The sequence below is a fragment of the Rhodocytophaga rosea genome, assembly GCF_010119975.1.
Classification (GTDB): Bacteria; Bacteroidota; Bacteroidia; order Cytophagales; family 172606-1; genus Rhodocytophaga; species Rhodocytophaga rosea.
Genome location: NZ_CP048222.1, coordinates 1,223,880 through 1,240,578, shown reverse-complemented (window position 1 = coordinate 1,240,578; position 16,699 = coordinate 1,223,880). Strand labels below are relative to the sequence as shown.

At 42.0% G+C, this 16,699-nt stretch carries 10 protein-coding genes; 5 read left to right on the top strand and 5 right to left on the bottom strand.

The genetic code is table 11. From position 1 onward, the window contains the following. Positions 1-671 precede the first annotated feature (671 nt). The 4 genes from GXP67_RS05345 (at position 672) to GXP67_RS05330 (ending at position 7,300) form a co-directional block, all read left to right on the top strand. Positions 672-1,652 carry a hypothetical protein gene (locus GXP67_RS05345; protein WP_162442203.1) on the top strand — a complete coding sequence of 327 codons (981 nt, stop codon included), beginning with the start codon at positions 672-674 and terminating at the stop codon, positions 1,650-1,652. 60 nt (positions 1,653-1,712) lie between these two features. Continuing rightward, on the top strand, positions 1,713-3,281 hold the full coding sequence (locus GXP67_RS05340; protein ID WP_162442202.1) for a vanadium-dependent haloperoxidase: 1,569 nt from the start codon (positions 1,713-1,715) through the stop codon (positions 3,279-3,281). Between the two features lie 150 nt (positions 3,282-3,431). Then, entirely contained in the window at positions 3,432-4,697 is a 1,266-nt protein-coding gene (locus GXP67_RS05335; protein WP_162442201.1) for a serine hydrolase, read from the top strand. Positions 4,698-4,972: 275 nt separating this feature from the next. Next, on the top strand, positions 4,973-7,300 hold the full coding sequence (locus GXP67_RS05330) for a PAS domain S-box protein (protein WP_162442200.1): 2,328 nt from the start codon (positions 4,973-4,975) through the stop codon (positions 7,298-7,300). Positions 7,301-7,364: 64 nt separating this feature from the next. On the opposite strand, the gene GXP67_RS05325 is transcribed toward GXP67_RS05330, so the two are convergent. The 5 genes from GXP67_RS05325 to GXP67_RS05305 form a co-directional block, all read right to left on the bottom strand. Further along, positions 7,365-7,880 carry a GNAT family N-acetyltransferase gene (locus GXP67_RS05325; RefSeq protein WP_162442199.1) on the bottom strand — a complete coding sequence of 172 codons (516 nt, stop codon included), beginning with the start codon at positions 7,878-7,880 and terminating at the stop codon, positions 7,365-7,367. A gap of 495 nt (positions 7,881-8,375) precedes the next feature. After that, complete coding sequence (locus GXP67_RS05320) at positions 8,376-9,224, bottom strand: SRPBCC family protein (protein ID WP_232064947.1); 849 nt, start codon at positions 9,222-9,224, stop codon at positions 8,376-8,378. A 318-nt stretch (positions 9,225-9,542) separates the two neighbouring features. Further along, the gene (locus GXP67_RS05315) at positions 9,543-13,088 is read right to left on the bottom strand and encodes an SNF2-related protein (protein WP_162442197.1); all 3,546 of its coding nucleotides are present in this window, start codon (positions 13,086-13,088) and stop codon (positions 9,543-9,545) included. Between the two features lie 171 nt (positions 13,089-13,259). Further along, a complete protein-coding gene (locus GXP67_RS05310) occupies positions 13,260-14,435 on the bottom strand; it encodes an aspartate aminotransferase family protein (protein ID WP_162442196.1) in 1,176 nt (391 codons plus the stop codon). A gap of 93 nt (positions 14,436-14,528) precedes the next feature. Then, positions 14,529-15,011, bottom strand: coding sequence for a BamJ family beta-barrel-assembly machinery protein (locus tag GXP67_RS05305; protein ID WP_162442195.1), 483 nt, complete (start codon positions 15,009-15,011; stop codon positions 14,529-14,531). Positions 15,012-15,223: 212 nt separating this feature from the next. Here GXP67_RS05305 and GXP67_RS05300 point away from each other — a divergent pair, with 212 nt between their 5' ends. Continuing rightward, a complete protein-coding gene (locus GXP67_RS05300) occupies positions 15,224-16,564 on the top strand; it encodes an ATP-binding protein (protein WP_162442194.1) in 1,341 nt (446 codons plus the stop codon). Positions 16,565-16,699: the final 135 nt, after the last annotated feature.

Below are 16,699 nucleotides of genomic sequence, written 5' to 3'. Positions count from 1 at the left end.
ATGGCCTTTTTATAGATGGGAAGCATGATATACGTTATTGAATTCTGCTGTTGATGTATCAGAGCTTAATAGCCCGTTTTATCAGTCATTTAGACTTAATTTCTACCAATCATTCCCCTATAGATTGAACATAATTTTACAAATACAGCGGAGTGTATCTGTTGTGATCAACACGCTTTGAAAATAAATCTGCTTGTATTCTGTGGCTGGTGTTTATTGTTTCTGCCCTATTACTTACAAGCCTGCCTAGTGAAACTAAGATTATAGTACTTGTTTGAAGCACTTCAGGACAAAAATTAGCAGTTCACTTAGAAAGAAAATATCCGGATCAACAGACTTCTGATGAATGGGTTTTTAGATGATTGAGATACCGGGTTAAGTAAATATAGTCTGTATATGTATGCTGATGATATACGGATTACCCTAAGTTATTGCAGAATATATTTATTAATTCCTCTGAAAAAACAGCCTTCACAGCTACTTCTTAGGAATTTTTGCCTTATACGAATGAAAATAAAATTTGGTTGTAAATTGCCTCCTATATTATTCACATAATTTCTCGGTTATTTCACATTTGATTTTATGCATTTCGAGTAGTATTTCCACTTATTAGCAACTATCTGTGTAACTTCCAGACATTCTAATTCTATAGTTTACCTGAACTTTTGTTTATGAGAAAAATTTACTACTTGTATCGCCTGCCTACTTTTTTAAAACATTCAGTTAAAAAACAGATCCATCAATTTCTTTTCCTTACTGGCAGCATCGCAGCAATTTTTTTATCCGCTACGACAGTTACATCTGCCCAGACTCCTACGGATGGACTTATGATGTCGAAAGGTCAAGTATGCGTAATGGCTGTGTACACCCATGACCGCTGGCAAGAATATTGGGAAGGTGGGTTAAAACGTGAAAACTTTAACCTTGGCAAGGTTACTACCCAGAGTGGGTCAGTAATGGCGGCAGCTGGTCTTACCAAACATGTGAATATAATGGCTTCGCTGCCTTACGTTTCTGTGCAGACGGGCGCAGGTACGTTCAATGGCCGGCGAGGTTTTCAAGATGCTTCAGTAGCCGTAAAAGTAAGACCATTTGAGAAAGATGCCTTGGCAGGCAAACTTTCCGCCATGACTGTACTCGGTTTCTCAACCCCGGCCAGCAACTATGTAGCCGATTACCTGCCTATGTCTATTGGTTTACGATCTACCACAGGATCATTGAGAGGTATTGTACATTACAAACACAAAACAGGTATTTTTACCACCCTACAAGCCGGGTATATCCGGCGGAGTAATATTAAAATAGACCGCTATGCCTATTACACCGACCGCCAGTATAATACCAATGAAGTGTGGATGCCAGATGTAGCCAGTTATTCTGCCAGAGCGGGGTATTATTCAAAAGAACTCATTGCCGAAGCCTGGATAGACCATATGCAAACCTTAGGTGGCACCGATATCCGCCGCAACGACATGCCTTTTCCTTCCAACCGCATGATTGCAACCAGAGTAGGCGTGATGGGTACTTACCGCCTTCCTTTCATGAAAAATTTATCAGTGCTTTCCAGTGTAGGCTATACCGTAGCCGGACGTAATGTAGGCCAGTCTACCAGTATTTCAGGTGGTATCTCTTATATCATTGATGCCTGGTAATATTTTTCAACGCTCAATTACAATCTCTTTACATCGAATTTCTATTCCTTATTTATGAACATGCTTACTTTTTCTTGTACATATTTTAAAAAATACATTGCCGGATTCACTCTGATAGGCAGCCTTGTTGTGTTATCAGTAGGTTGTGATAAAAGCATTTCCGAACCAGACATTACCCCGGCAGCGCCTGCAAGCATAGATGAAACCGGAGGTAGCTGGAAGCCAATTCTCCTCAGCAGTTCAAGTGCCATACCTTTACCTGCACCCCTAGCAACTACCACAGCAGAATACCAGGCTGAATTACAAGAGGTAAAATCCATGCAAGGTAATCTGACTGATGAGATGAAGAAGTCGGTACAATACTGGGCAGCTAACCCGGTGTTACGCTGGAATGAAATTACCCGGGAGCTGGTGGCCAAGTATAATCTGGCACCTGCCAGTAACCCGGATGGTACGTATTCCGCACCAGATGCTACCAATCCAACCGTTTATCCATTATTTCCTTTTTCCAATCCGCCCTATGCTTCCAGGGCCTATGCTATGCTTACTGTAGCTCAATACGATGCGTTGGTAGCCGCCTGGAAGTATAAATATGAGCATAACCGCCCTACACCTTCTACGGTAGATGGCAGCATTACCTCCTTAGTTCCTTCAACCAGTTTGCCCTCTTATCCTTCAGAAGATGCTGTAATTGCAGCCGCTTCATTGACTATACTAAAAGCGTTGTTTCCGGGAGAAGTGGAATACCTGAATGCTAAAGCGGCTGAACACAAAAATTCCCGGTTATGGGCTGGTGCCAATGTAAAGAGTGATCTTGCCGCCGGAGATTCACTGGGACGTAAAGTAGCTATGCAAATCATGGCCAGAGCCAAAGCCGATGGAATGGGAGCTGCCGCTGGCAATAAAGACATCTGGAAAGCCTATGAAGAGGCAACCAAAGCCCGTGGCGAAATTCCCTGGATGAGCCAGGAAATACCTGCCCGCCCACCGCAACTGATGTCATTTGGCAAGGTAAAGCCCTGGATGCTAACGGATGCTGATGTAGTTGCATTACGTCCTTCGCCTCCACCAGCTACCAGCTCTGCTGAATTTAAACAAGCGTTACAGGAAGTAAAAAATTACTCTGAAAATATCACGAGAGAGCAGTTTCGCATTGTATCCTTCTGGGCAGATGGCGTAGGTACGTATACCCCTCCAGGTCACTGGAATGCCATTGCAAGTGATATCATTGTAAAAAACCGTATGAATCCATTGCGGACTGCCCGAACGCTTGCTTTAATGAATACAGCCATGGCGGATGCGGCTATCTGTACCTGGGATGTAAAATATATGTTTTATTTACCTCGTCCTTCGCAAATTGACCCGACTATCAAAACAGCTACCGGCTTGCCTAACTTCCCATCGTATACTTCCGGCCACTCTACTTTTTCAGGAGCCGCCGCTACGGTGTTGTCTTATGTTTTTCCGGAAGAGAAAAGTAAGGTAGAAGCCATGGCTAATGAGGCATCAGTATCGAGGATTTATGGATCTATTCATTACCGTTTCGACTGTGAAGTAGGCTTGCAGTGCGGAAAGAATATAGCTGCATTTGCCGTAGAAAAAGGCAAAGCAGATGGTTCAGCCCAGTAATGAAAATGAAAGACATGTTGTAATATCGGTTTAATAGATAGAGAAAAAAGCTCCTTTACTTAAGGGAGCTTTTTTTATGAAAGGCAATTTGCAGAGGCGTACTACAGGAACTGCGCTGGAAAAAGTTAAATTGCTTTAAAATACTCCTGTATGTTCAACCGCCTTCTCTCTATATTCTTTCTATTACTATTGCACATGCCCCTTGCCTTTGCCCAGCCAACCGAAACGAATACAAATAATCTGGTAGAGGTATTATTGCGTTCTAATCCGGAACTGTTCAGCAGAATTCTCAAAGATCCTGCTAAATACGAAGTTCAGATTCTCTATACCCAGATCGACCGCAATAAAAAAAACAAACCAGCTTTTACGCAGCACCGTTACCGGGTAGATGCCACTCAGTATTTTTATCCGGCAAGTACTGTAAAGCTTTCGGCTGTATTGCTGGCCCTGGAAAAAATCAATACACTCAATATAAACGGATTAACCAAAGAAACTACTCTCCGCATTGATAGTGCGTATAACCGGCAGGTAGCGGTAACAGTAGATTCTACTTCTCTCAGTGGATTGCCTTCCATTGCGCATTATATAAAAAAAATTCTGCTCGTAAGTGATAATGATGCCTATAACCGTTTGTTTGAGTTCATGGGGCAAGGGCAAATAAATGAAAATTTATATAAAAAAGGTTTTAATGACCTGAGGCTTTTGAAACGTTTGCAGGTAGGCAGCACAGCCGAAGAAGACCGGTATACTAATCCTTTTACGTTTTATGCAGGCGACAAAATTATCTATGAGCAACCTCTGGTTTTCAATCCGAAAGAATTTCCAAACAAGCTCACCACTATTGTAAAAGGAAAAGGATACCTGCAACAGGAAAAGCTGGTGAATAAACCCATGGACTTTTCAGCCATGAATTACATTTCCATAGAGAATTTACAAGGTATCTTGCGTTCCTTACTTTTCCCGGAAGCGGTGCCAGCCAGGAAACGGTTTGAGTTGAAGCAAGAAGATTACCAGTTTGTATATAAATATATGTCTATGTTTCCGCAGGAAAGCCAGGGTCCGGTGTACGACAGTGTGCAGTATTACAAAAGTTACGGCAAATTTTTCCTGTATGGCAATACTAAAACAGATTTTCCTCCACACATCCGTATTTTCAATAAAGCAGGCTGGGCTTATGGTTTTCTTACCGACAATGCATATGTAGCAGATTTTAAAAATAATGTTGAATTTCTGCTCACAGCTACTATCTTAGTAAATGAAGATGGCATTTTCAACGATGATCAATATGAATATGAAACGGTAGGAAAGCCGTTTTTAGCTGCACTGGGCAAAGTAATCTATGAATATGAACTGGGACGTAAAAAGAATTTCCAGCCTAACCTAAGTAAATTCAGGATAGATTACACCAAACAATAATTTAGTTCTATCTCAATTTTTACAGATTCTCTGCTTAGTTTTGAAGATTATTTGTAAAGGCCACCTGATTAACCCCTTAAGGGATTTAGTTTTATTCTCATTTTTTAAACTCCAGTTGTAAGACCCTACATGTGCACACAGCTAAAACTGCATGTAAATGTTATTGTATATGGCTGATTAATACGCTTATATATCATTATTTGAGCCACATTAATAAGGTGGCAATATAAGTTGATGGTTGTGAAACCGAATAGTTATTATAAACTGCATACGCTATGGAAGAATATTTTAGTAAGTTGTTTGAAAAAAACAGCTTTATGCCGCACGGGCATTGTTATTTCTGGCAGTCCGACATACTCTGGACACATGTGATTTCGGATGGAGTAATTGCGCTGTCTTATTTCACTATTCCATTATGTCTGGCTTTTATCTACCGGAGCAAAAAAAATGTGCAATTCAGATGGATACTGGCTTTATTCGCCCTGTTTATTGTCAGTTGCGGTACTACGCATATTCTGAGTGTGATCACCGTATGGAATCCCATTTACCGGATCGATGGTCTGGTGAAAGCCATCACTGCCATTGCTTCAGCCGGTACCACTTTTATGTTGCTAAAAATCACGCCCACTATTCTCAAAATACCCACTCGAAAAGAGCTGGAAGATGCCAATGAAGCTTTGCGGCAGCAGGTGACCCTGATGGAAGAAAAAGATGAGGAGTTACGGATGCAGTTCCAGTTGCTCAAAGAACGGGATGAAGCAATACAGCAATCGGAAGAGGCGTTACGTGAGAGCGAAGATCGTTATCAGAGTCTGGTTAATTTGTTCGACAGCATTATTATTCATATAGATGGAAAGATCGTATATGCCAATCCTTCAGCCGCTGCCTTATATGGGGTAGAAAGTCATAAAGAATTATTAGGTAAATCGGTTATTACTTTCCTTGAGCCTGAATTCCGCAGCCAGGCGTATCAACGCTTATCGGCCTTGCAGGAAGGAAAACAAGCCCCGCTGACAGAGTATGCATTTATCCGCAAGGATGGCAAAAAGGTGCATGTGGAGCTTACCAGTGTTCCGGCTGTTTTTGATGGAATGCCAGCTGTTCAAAGTATTATACGTGATATTACACCCAGAAAAGAGCACGAAATTGTGCTCCGGGAAAGTGAAGCTAAATTCAGACAACTCTTCGAACTGGACATGATCGGTATCTTTTACTGGGATGCTTACGGGAATATACTGGATGCCAATAATACATTTTTTAATATGACTGGTTATAGCGGAGAATATCTGCTCTCTGGCAACCTGCGCTGGGATGGCATTACGCCAGCTGAATTTGCTCAAATTGACCGGCAGGCTCTGGAAGAAGTGATGCAAACCGGCAAAGTAAAAGGTTATGAAAAAGAACTGTTACGGAAAGAAGGCATCCCATTGCCCATACTAGCCGGAGGTGCTTTACTGGAAGGTTTTAAAGACCGGGGTGTAGCCTATATGATAGATATTGGTGAGCAGAAACAGAATCAGAAGAGATTGCAGCAGAGTGAATCCAAGTTTCGCCCCTTGTTTGAGTCGGATATGATCGGTATCATTTTCTGGAAATTAAGCGGTGAATTAATGGATGCTAATGATGCTTTTCTACAGATTATAGGGCAAACCAGGCAAGAACTCATCGAACAAAAAATAGACTGGCGGCAGATGACTCCTCCTGAATATGCCATCCAGGATATGCAAGCTGTAACCGAACTTCAGCAAACCAGGATTCATAAGCCATATGAGAAAGAGTATATTAAAAAAGACGGAACCAGGGTACCTATTCTGGTTGGGGGCTCTCTGATAGAAGGGTATACTGATAGAGGGATTTCTTTTGTGCTGGATATAACCAAACAAAGAAAAGCTAATGAAGCCCTGAAAGTAACGCTGGATGAACTCAAAAAGCGGAATGCAGAACTGGATAATTATGTCTATAAAGTGTCGCATGACCTGCGTTCGCCGCTTACCTCTATTCTGGGGCTGATTAATATTATCCATATGGAAGAAAGTATGGATACCATCCGGAATTATATCAGCCTGATTGAAAACCGGGCTAACAAATTAGACCATTTTATTCAATCAGTACTGAGCCATTCCCGTACAGTGAATCATGAAGTGACGAGCGAAAAAATAGATTTTAAAAAACTGATCCGGGATTCCTTTGAAGAATTAAAATATCTCGGAAACTGGGAAAAAGTGCAGTTGCTTGTAGATGTAAAAGGCGAAGCTGAATTTTACAGCGATGTGCTCCGGATCAATATTTTGCTAAAGAATTTTACTTCCAACGCGATTAAATACATTAACCCATACGCCGAATATAATTACCTGCGATACACCATAGATATAACCCAAGAACAAGCCGTGATGACCGTAGAAGATAATGGCCTGGGGATTGAAGAGGAATATATTGGGAGAATTTTTGATATGTTCTTCCGGGCCACCGAAAAATCAGATGGTTCCGGCCTCGGGTTGTATATTGTAAAACAAGCCATAGAAACCCTAGCAGGGAATATTTCCGTAGAGAGCAAACCAGGAAAAGGCACCATTTTCCGGATTCTGCTGCCAAACCGGAAGTAAAACTGCATAAGCAATTTGCTGTTTTTAGTATAACAAAAGCAACCGTAGGACAATTTTTAACCTTTCAAAGTACGATGTTATAATGAACCAAGACTTCCCCAACACTATGCCTTTTAAAATTCAATTTCTCCAAAAGTTTTGTCGAACTTTGGTTTTCAGCATGAGTATGTGCTTCTATTGAATGTAGCCCGATATGTTGAATTGCAAACTCAATTACTTTTGAAGCCGCTTCTTTCATGATTCCTTTTTGCTGAAAGTCGGGTAATAATTCATACCCGATTTCCGCCTTCAAATTATCGTCGCAAAAGTCAAATAAACAGATTGTTCCAATTAGTTTGTCAGTACCCTTCCATGTAATTGCCCAGTAAATGGAATCGTTCCTTTGGATGTTTTCATTAATAGTCTGGATAAAAATCCTTGCATCATCAATGGATTTGCTTGGCTTCCTGTCAAGATATCTGTTTACGTTGTTGTCCGATCGCAAAGCAAATATTTCTTTGTCATCACTGCTTACAAGTTGCCTCAATATCAGTCTTTCTGTTCTCAAAACAGGAAAAGGTGTAAATTTTTTGCCCGTCATTTTTACTGAGTAAAATTGTTTGGTTTTATCACTATACAATGACCTCTTACATAGCATGAACTTCCACAAACCTTGCTCTTGTGCTTAGCTTATAGCTTTGGAAGCAGGGTTGATAGCAGGTTTGGGTTGATAGCAGGTTTGGGTTGATAGCAGGTTTAATGTTGCCAGTAGTTTTTACTGTTTTATTCTTGTATATAAACTCCTCAATAAGTTTACTGTACCTATTCCAAGTGCGGATATGATTACAAAAAACATTATCCAATCTTCACCTTTATCATACCTAAATCGCTAATGACCATGAGAACCTGCTATAAAAATTAATATAGCTATCAGCCCTATTAGTATCAAAAATATAGACACCCAAATCTTCATATCTTATATTTATTATTGGTATTATTGGCAACGAATCAACAACTCCCGCATCGTATGCCGTGCTGAGCCTATGAACTGTGATGCACCCGTTGGCGGCCCGAGTTTGGTGTTGCCACCAGTTTTTTATCCTTCTTCCGCTCGTGTTTTCTCAACCAGCAAAATGTTGTTTTGAATATCTTTCATTATCCATTTTCCCCACCATCCTGCGTAAAAATTAAATGTAGTGTTCATTTTGAAATGGCTATATAAATGCAATCTATGCAGACCGTTTGGTAATTTTTCAAGTTCGTATGTTCCGTTTAGCACGTCAAAATAATCTCCACCAATTACTAGGTGTTCATCCAATGTTGTTGATGGGATTTGGTGTGGATAGGCTTTTATTGTAAAGACCATTTTTTTATTGTCTTTGTATTCAGTAACGGTTTCATGAAAGACGAGCCCCTTTGTGAAAATGGCTTCTCTATAGGCTCCAACTCCTTCAAAATTCAATTCTGCTTTTATAGGTCTGGGAAACCCAAGCATTCGAGTTAGATAGCCTTTATCGTGTTCTTGTGGTATTTCACTAACATGAGTTACATTGTCCCATATTTTTTCAGCAGGTGCTTCAATGTCAATATAAGTATATGCTATATATGTACCTGGAATAGTCTCTATGAGATTTTCTATGGGTCCAACAAATAGTGGTAGAAATACTAGAATTGAAATATTAATTATCTTATTAGTATTTCGAGCCTTTAAATAGCCACCAATTAATCCCCCTATAGAAGCGCCAATTAAGAAGATGGGCAGAATCATCAGCCAACAAGCCCAACCTTCAAGGGCGAATGCAAGCGTAATTATTAAAAATAGGAAAACCGGAATCCAGGGTGTAAACACTCTATATGCTAAACTCTGTACTATTTCGGGACTAGATAAATAAATGGTTAAAGCTCCTAGAATTGTGGGAAGTAAAAATAAAAATGTCACCGACATAATTGAAAACAATTCATTCCAGGTATTAACCCCAAAAAAAAGCCGAAGTATTACAGCATATCCTGTCGGGATTCCTATGGTTAAGAGTGTATTTTGGGTCCTACTGTTCATTTTCTAATTGGTGGCAACAAGTGTATACACGCAACCGAATGCTAGTTCATATACGCAGTTGTGTGTATTTCTCAAATTAATAAAATAAACGCAGCATAAACAGGGGCCAGATAATTTATTGTATTCCTGTTAATGATGATTGGGAATCAGAAGCCTTAAAACTTGTTTTATGATATGCAAATATTGACGTAACGTGCGGCCTGGCTTTTACTTTTCCAGCCGGAACACCTGCCGGAGGTCTTTATTCGACAACTCACCTACCCATTGCTCGCCCTGGGCCACAGCCATATTAGCCAGTTCCCGTTTTTCTTTCAGCATGTTATTTATTTTTTCCTCAAAAGTAGCCTGAGTGAGTAAGCGGTGAACGAGTACATTTTTCTTTTGCCCAATCCGGAAAGCCCGGTCGGTAGCCTGGGCTTCTACGGCCGGATTCCACCACAGGTCATAATGGATCACCTGGCTGGCTGCCGTCAAATTGAGTCCGGTACCGCCTGCTTTCAGCGAAAGGATCATAGTTTTTACAGCTGTTTCATTCTGGAATTGGTCTACCATGGTATCCCGTTGTTTGCGGGAACAGCCGCCATGCAGAAAAAGCACCTCTGTGTGATATTTGTGGGCAATAAGCTTCTGCAGGAGTTCTCCCATTTGCTGGAACTGGGTAAAGATGAGCACCTTTTCACCAGCTGTATAAATTTCATCCAGCAGGTCCAGTAAGCGGCTTGTTTTTCCGGAAAGCTCCGGCTGAGCAAATTCCCTCTTGAGAAATTGTGCCGGATGGTTGCAGATCTGCTTGAGCGCCATAATGAGCTTGAAAACAAGGCCACTGCGTTCGATGCCCTCTTTTTCCTCGATCTGTTTCATAATATCCTCTACCACATTCTGGTATAAGGCGGCCTGTTCCTGCGTAAGCGTACAGAACTCGTCTTTTTCTACCTTGTCGGGCAGGTCGCTGATGATGCTTCTATCAGATTTGAGCCGGCGTAAAATAAAAGGAGCGGCTGCTTTGCGGAACAAGTCTAACTTTTGCTGATCCTGTTCTACTTCAATGGGATAAGCATAGGTACTCTGGAAAAATTTGAGCGAACCCAGGTAGCCTTTGTTGGTAAAATCCATAATGCTCCAGTATTCACTCATGCGGTTTTCGACTGGTGTACCACTCATGGCGATCTGTACATCCGATTTTAGTTTTTTTACAGCTTTGGTCTGGGCAGTAGCAGGATTTTTGATGTTCTGCGCTTCGTCAATCACTGTTGTGTACCATTTCAATTTACTCAGTTTTTCCCCATCACTTCTGATCACCCCATACGTGGTAAGTACTACATCCGGCAATGGTTCCGGCAACTTCCGATTAGGTCCATGATAAATATGCAGGGTAAGACCGGCGGCAAAGCGGCTTACTTCTTTCTGCCAGTTGGTGAGCAGGGTAGTAGGCACCACCACCAGTGCTTTTTTCTTTACCAGTAAGCCTTCCTCCTTAAACTTGAGCAAAGTGGTAATTACCTGCAATGTCTTACCTAAACCCATATCATCGGCAATGATGCTGCCAAAACCAATAGAACTGTTCTTATACAGCCACTCAAACCCCCGTTGCTGGTATGGCCGCAGATTGGCCTGTAATCCGGTAGGTAAAGCTACTTTTTTTACCTCCAGCAAGGATTTTAACACTGCCTGCGCCTTGCCGGAGAGGCGGATTTTCGAACCTGCATATTCTTCAGCCAGTGCAGCCTGCAATACTTCCTGGCTTTTCAGTTCAGGCGGATTTTTAAGTTTATCTATTAACTGGCGCACTTCATTAGGGTCTACCATTACGTACTGGTCGCGGATTTTTACAATGCCTGAAAGTCCTTTTACTAGTTTCATAAATTCTTCTGCCGAAACTTGTTCGTTGCCTATGGCCACCTGCCATTTATAGCTGAGTAGTTCATCCATACTCAAAAAATGTTTTTCTACGCCCTTTTCTGAGGCATCAATAGCCAGTGATAGACTGGGACGGATGAGTTTCTGGAGGCTTTTAGGAAGCAGGACAGCAATACCCAGCAGGCGCATCATCGGCAGAATGCGCACAAAAATATCTACAAATTCCTGGCCCTGCACTTCCAGTACCTGAACGCCCTGGGAAGCGATCAGGTTATTGAGCCTGGGAAAATACTCAGTCAATACAGACAGGTCCTGCAATACGTCAAGCCTGTTGTCCTGGTATGTTGTATCGGAAAAAAAGGTTTGTAGGGGAACAGGTTCCTGCAATGCCTGTTTGCTATGGGTAATATACAGTTCTATAATAAAATCGGACGTATTGCCTTCTTTTATCTGGAGCAAAGGCACAATTTCCTTGCGGGATATATAAAAACGTTTCAGCCACAAATAGATCAACTGGGGTGCCTGGCTGTAATCTTTACCGGAGGCATCCAGGGTTTCACCTTTGAAAAATACATTCGTTAACGGATGTTCGCCCCGCTCAGAAATGTAATACTGCTGGATGAAATGTGTCAGAAACAGGCTAAGTAACTGCATGACCTGCTCCTGTGGACTGAAATAATGCGGCGTGAGCGGCTCTTTTTTACCGGGTACCTGCACGGTAAGTACATCCGGCGGAACTACCTGTGCCAGCAAATCTGCCAGGTTCCTGACTTCTTCTTTGAGCATGGCTGGTTGCCAGTGTACCAGGTAGCTGTCTTTTTCGATGTGCAGCAAATGTGGGATAATGGCTCCTTGCCTGAGTAGGATGAGGCTGAAACGCTGTAGCGCTGCCAATGACCTTACAGCTATGCCGCATTGGTAAAGCTGCGATAGGGGAATAGCTTGCAGCCATTGGGCGAGTTTATGAACAGGGTTTTCCCTGCGCCCCTTCCAGATATAAGACTGTTGCAGGGTAAGCAGGCGGATTTCCGGCAGGCGTAACTCGTCATCCAATTGAATATGTATATGGGTAACTGCTTCGGGGTATATTTCGGGTGTTGCCTTTTCATCTGATTCAGTTTCGAGATGGATAAGTGCACGGGCAGCTTCCTGGCCAATGGCTTTTAGCTTCTTATCCAGGATTTTTTTGAAATCGCCTTCGTTAAAAAACAAAGGGTTAGGGCTGAGCAAGGAAAGCAGTTCCTGGCGGGAGTCGGGAATATGGGAGAAGTCGAGTTTATCCAGCAGGCTTTTGTCGGGAATAGTAGCTGGTATCTCAGATTGCAGGGTTTCCAGCAGGGTGCTTACCGAAGGCACGGATGCTACGGCTTTTTGTGCCCCTTTAAAACCCGCAGTTTCTATTTCTGCCAGCAAATTCATGCCATGCAGGGTAAATAGTACAAAAGGATTTTTATCTATCTCGTTGGCAAACAGGTAAATAATGGCCGCAATGTGTTTGCAGGGTACTGCCCAGTCTGGACAGGAACAGGTAGCGTCCATATCGCGCCAGCTTCTGGGAAACAGGTCGATATGCCGCCTGGAAAGCTCATCTTTCAGTTCATTGGGCAGTTCCCGGGAAAGCAGTTTTGCCAGAAAAGCAGGATTTCGGGTGATAGCTTCGAGGATGGTTTTTTTATCAGCCGCTGAAAACTGTTTTACACTGATTTTAATCTTGTAGGGAGTCCGCTGGGAGCCTTGTACTTTTGCAGCAATAATCTGTTTATCAATCTCCATACTCTTTACTGAGCCATTCCGGGCGTAACTGCGGCCTCGGGGCAGACGGTTGCTAAAATCAATGTTTGAAAAGGCATTCAGCCATTGTTTGCCCCACCAGGTATTTCCGAATTGTACAGCCATACTTCTTCTGATTCAGAATGAATAGATTGTAAAATTTCAAAATTAGAAGATTATACCAATTTACGGTCGGAAGATGTTGGAATTGTAATGGAAGGCACTGGAAGTATATAGAAAATGCCTTTAAAAGTATAGACAAGCTTGCGCAGAAAATAAACACTGAATTATAAATTATCAAATAGCCGATAAAATCACCTCGCAAGATTCCCTGATCTGGGCTTCGGTAATGGTGAGGGGAGGGGCAATACGCATGGAATTATCACAATACAAAAACCAGTCGGTTATCACACCTTTTTCGATACAGCGGTCAATTATGGGTTTAAGCACCTCAAAAGACTCAAATTCTACCGCCATTATCAATCCTTTGCTGCGGATTTCCCGGATAGAGGAATGCTGCAATAATTCTCTGAACAGTGCTTCTTTGGTTGCTACCTGCTCAACAAGCTTTTCTTCCTGAATAGCAATTAGTGTTGCCAGTGAAGCGGCACAACTCACCGGATGGCCGCCAAAAGTAGTAATATGCCCCAGAATAGGTTTTTCCTTGAAAACGGACATAACTTCCTGAGAAGCGATGAATGCACCAATGGGCATTCCACCTCCCATGCCTTTGGCACAGACTAGTATATCAGGTTGAATACCAAAATATTCAAAAGCCCAGAATCTGCCGGTACGGCCAAAACCTGCCTGAATTTCATCGAGTATCAGCAAGGCACCGGTTTCTGTGCATTTTTGCCGCAATGCCTGCATGTAGGCAGAATCTGGTACCCGTACTCCGGCTTCTCCCTGTACTGTTTCAACTAGTACTGCTGCTGTACGGGAGGTAATGTTTTCAAGATCAGCGGTATAGTTAAACTGAATATGCCGGATGCCAGGCAATAAAGGGCGGTAAGCTTGTTTGAATACCTCGTTCCCACTTACCGACAGAGAACCATGCGTGGAACCATGATACGCCTGAAAACAGGAAATAATTTCCCGTCGGCCAGTATAGCGTTTGGCTAATTTTAAGGCACCTTCAATGGCTTCGCTGCCGGAATTGGTAAAATAAACATTATCCAAAGGAGCCGGAAGTGTTTGTACCAAGGCTTGTGCCAGTAGGGTTTGAGGAGCCTGTACATATTCGCCATACACCATCAGGTGCATAAATTTATCCGCCTGCTCTTTTACCGCTGTTACTACTTTTGGATGCCTGTGACCTACACTACTCACCCCAATTCCTGATATCAGGTCTGTATATCTTTTGCCAGCAGGGGCATACATATATATTCCTTCTGCCCGTTCGATTTCGAGTAGGAGCGGAAAATGAGTGGTTTGCGCCAAGTGGCTCAAAAAAAGCTGCCGGTGAGAAAGCATGGAATTAATTACAGAATTACAGAATTACAGAATTACATTTCTTTATTCACTTATTCTTTCAATCAGACCTTCAGTAATTCAATAATTTAATTGCTACTGGCTATTAATAGAAAGTAGTTCCATTTCGAAAATAAGTACGCTGTTAGGTTTGATCTTATCGCCTCTGGCTCTTGCGCCATAGCCCAGCTGGGAAGGAATAAATATTTTCCATTTGGCTCCCATCGGCATAAGTTGCAAAGCTTCCTGCCAGCCTTTTACTACCTGGTTCACCGTAAATGTGAGTGGTTCGCCCTTTTCTACCGAACTATCGAATACAGTGCCATCTATTAGCGTACCATGATAATGAACCGTTACATTTTCTGTAAGTGTGGGTTTGGGTCCAAATCCTTCTTTCAGTACGATATATTGCAGGCCGCTTGGCAGCGTAACAACACCTTCCTCTTTTGAATTTTCTTTCAAAAAGTCTTCGCCTTCTTTTATATAAGCCTGATAACTATCCTGGTTTTCCTGACTCCCGGAAGAGCAAGCCGCAAATAGAAATAAGGCGAGTATTACACACAATTGAAATTTCTTCATAAAATAAAATTCATAAACACGGTTTTGTCAAGCAACTATCAGCCTGCAAATTACAGGAAAAACTTTATTTAGAAATATAGGAAAAAAGGAGTTTGCTTTTCAAAGAAGTATCTGTGTAGCAGGTGGCTATTGAAAATCAATTTACTACACATGAAATATTTCCCCAGAATTATCATTTACCACATACTTAAATCCCTTACATTGTATGCGCTATGACCGATAAAGATACCATTAAGCATTTGCGGGAAGCACTTGCTTTTTCTCCCAATAATGTTCCTTTACGAAAGCATCTGGCTGAGGTGCTGTTTACTCAACAGGCGTATGAAGAAGCCCAGGATGAATATAAACAAGCATTGGCCTATGCACCAGATAACCAGCAGTTAAAACTAGGGTTAAGCCATACATTTTTTCACCTGCAGAAATACGATGCGGCGGCTGTAATTGTGGAAGAATTATTTACCTCGGGCTATAAAGAAGCAGAGGTTTATTTGTTGAATGCGAGGTTATTATTTGCAAACGAGGAATGGAAAGAAGCCTACAGCCAGTACAAAACCGCTGTTTCGCTCAATCCTTATATTTCTGACAGGCACTTTGAAGACCAGTTAAATAAAGCAATTTCATCTGCGGGCCAAGGAGTAAAAGTACCGGTTCCTGCCGAAGAAGAGTCCTATTCTTTTCTGGATACCGATATTGAAAAACCCAGAATTACTTTCAAAGATGTAGGCGGCATGGAAAAAGTGAAGGAAGAAATTGCCTTGAAAGTGATCTATCCTTTGAAGAACCCGGATATTTATAAAGCCTATGGTAAAAAAGCTGGTGGTGGCATTCTCATGTACGGACCTCCGGGCTGTGGAAAAACGCATCTGGCCAGGGCTACGGCCGGAGAAATTGATGCTACTTTTATTTCGGTAGGTATCAACGATGTACTTGATATGTGGATTGGAAACAGCGAGAAAAACTTGCATGAGATTTTTCAGCAAGCCAGAATTGGCCGGCCATGTGTATTGTTTTTCGATGAAGTAGATGCCCTAGGTGCCAGCCGTTCGGATATGCGGCGAAGCGAAGGCCGTTTTCTGATCAACCAGTTTCTCAACGAACTCGACGGGGTAGAGCATTCCAATGAAGGCGTTTTGATTTTAGCTGCTACTAATTCTCCCTGGTACCTGGATGCTGCTTTCCGCCGGCCGGGCCGCTTCGATCGGCTTATTTTTGTACAGCCCCCGGATAAAACAGCCAGAATTAGTATTTTGCAGTTGCTGTTGCAAAACACACCTACGGAAAAAGTTGATATTGAAAGCATCGCCAGACTGACAGAAGAATTCTCCGGCGCCGATCTGAAAGCAGTGGTAGATATGGCCATTGAATCGAAAATTACAGAATCGCTCAAAGCCGGAAAAACATTGCCTCTTACCACCACTGACCTCAAAAATGCCTGCAGCAAACAGGTTGCTACCACCCTTGAATGGTTTGCTACGGCAAAGAATTATGCCTTATATGCCAATGAAGGCGGTTTGTATGATGATATTTTAAAGTATATGAAGATTAAAAAATAGCCTGCGGAGGAAATTATAGAATTACAGGATTACAGAAGGTTGGAATAGAAAAAATAAATTATACAATTCAGTAATTCAGTAATTCAGTAATTCAGTAATTCAGTAATTCAGTAATTCAGTAATTCAGTAATTCAG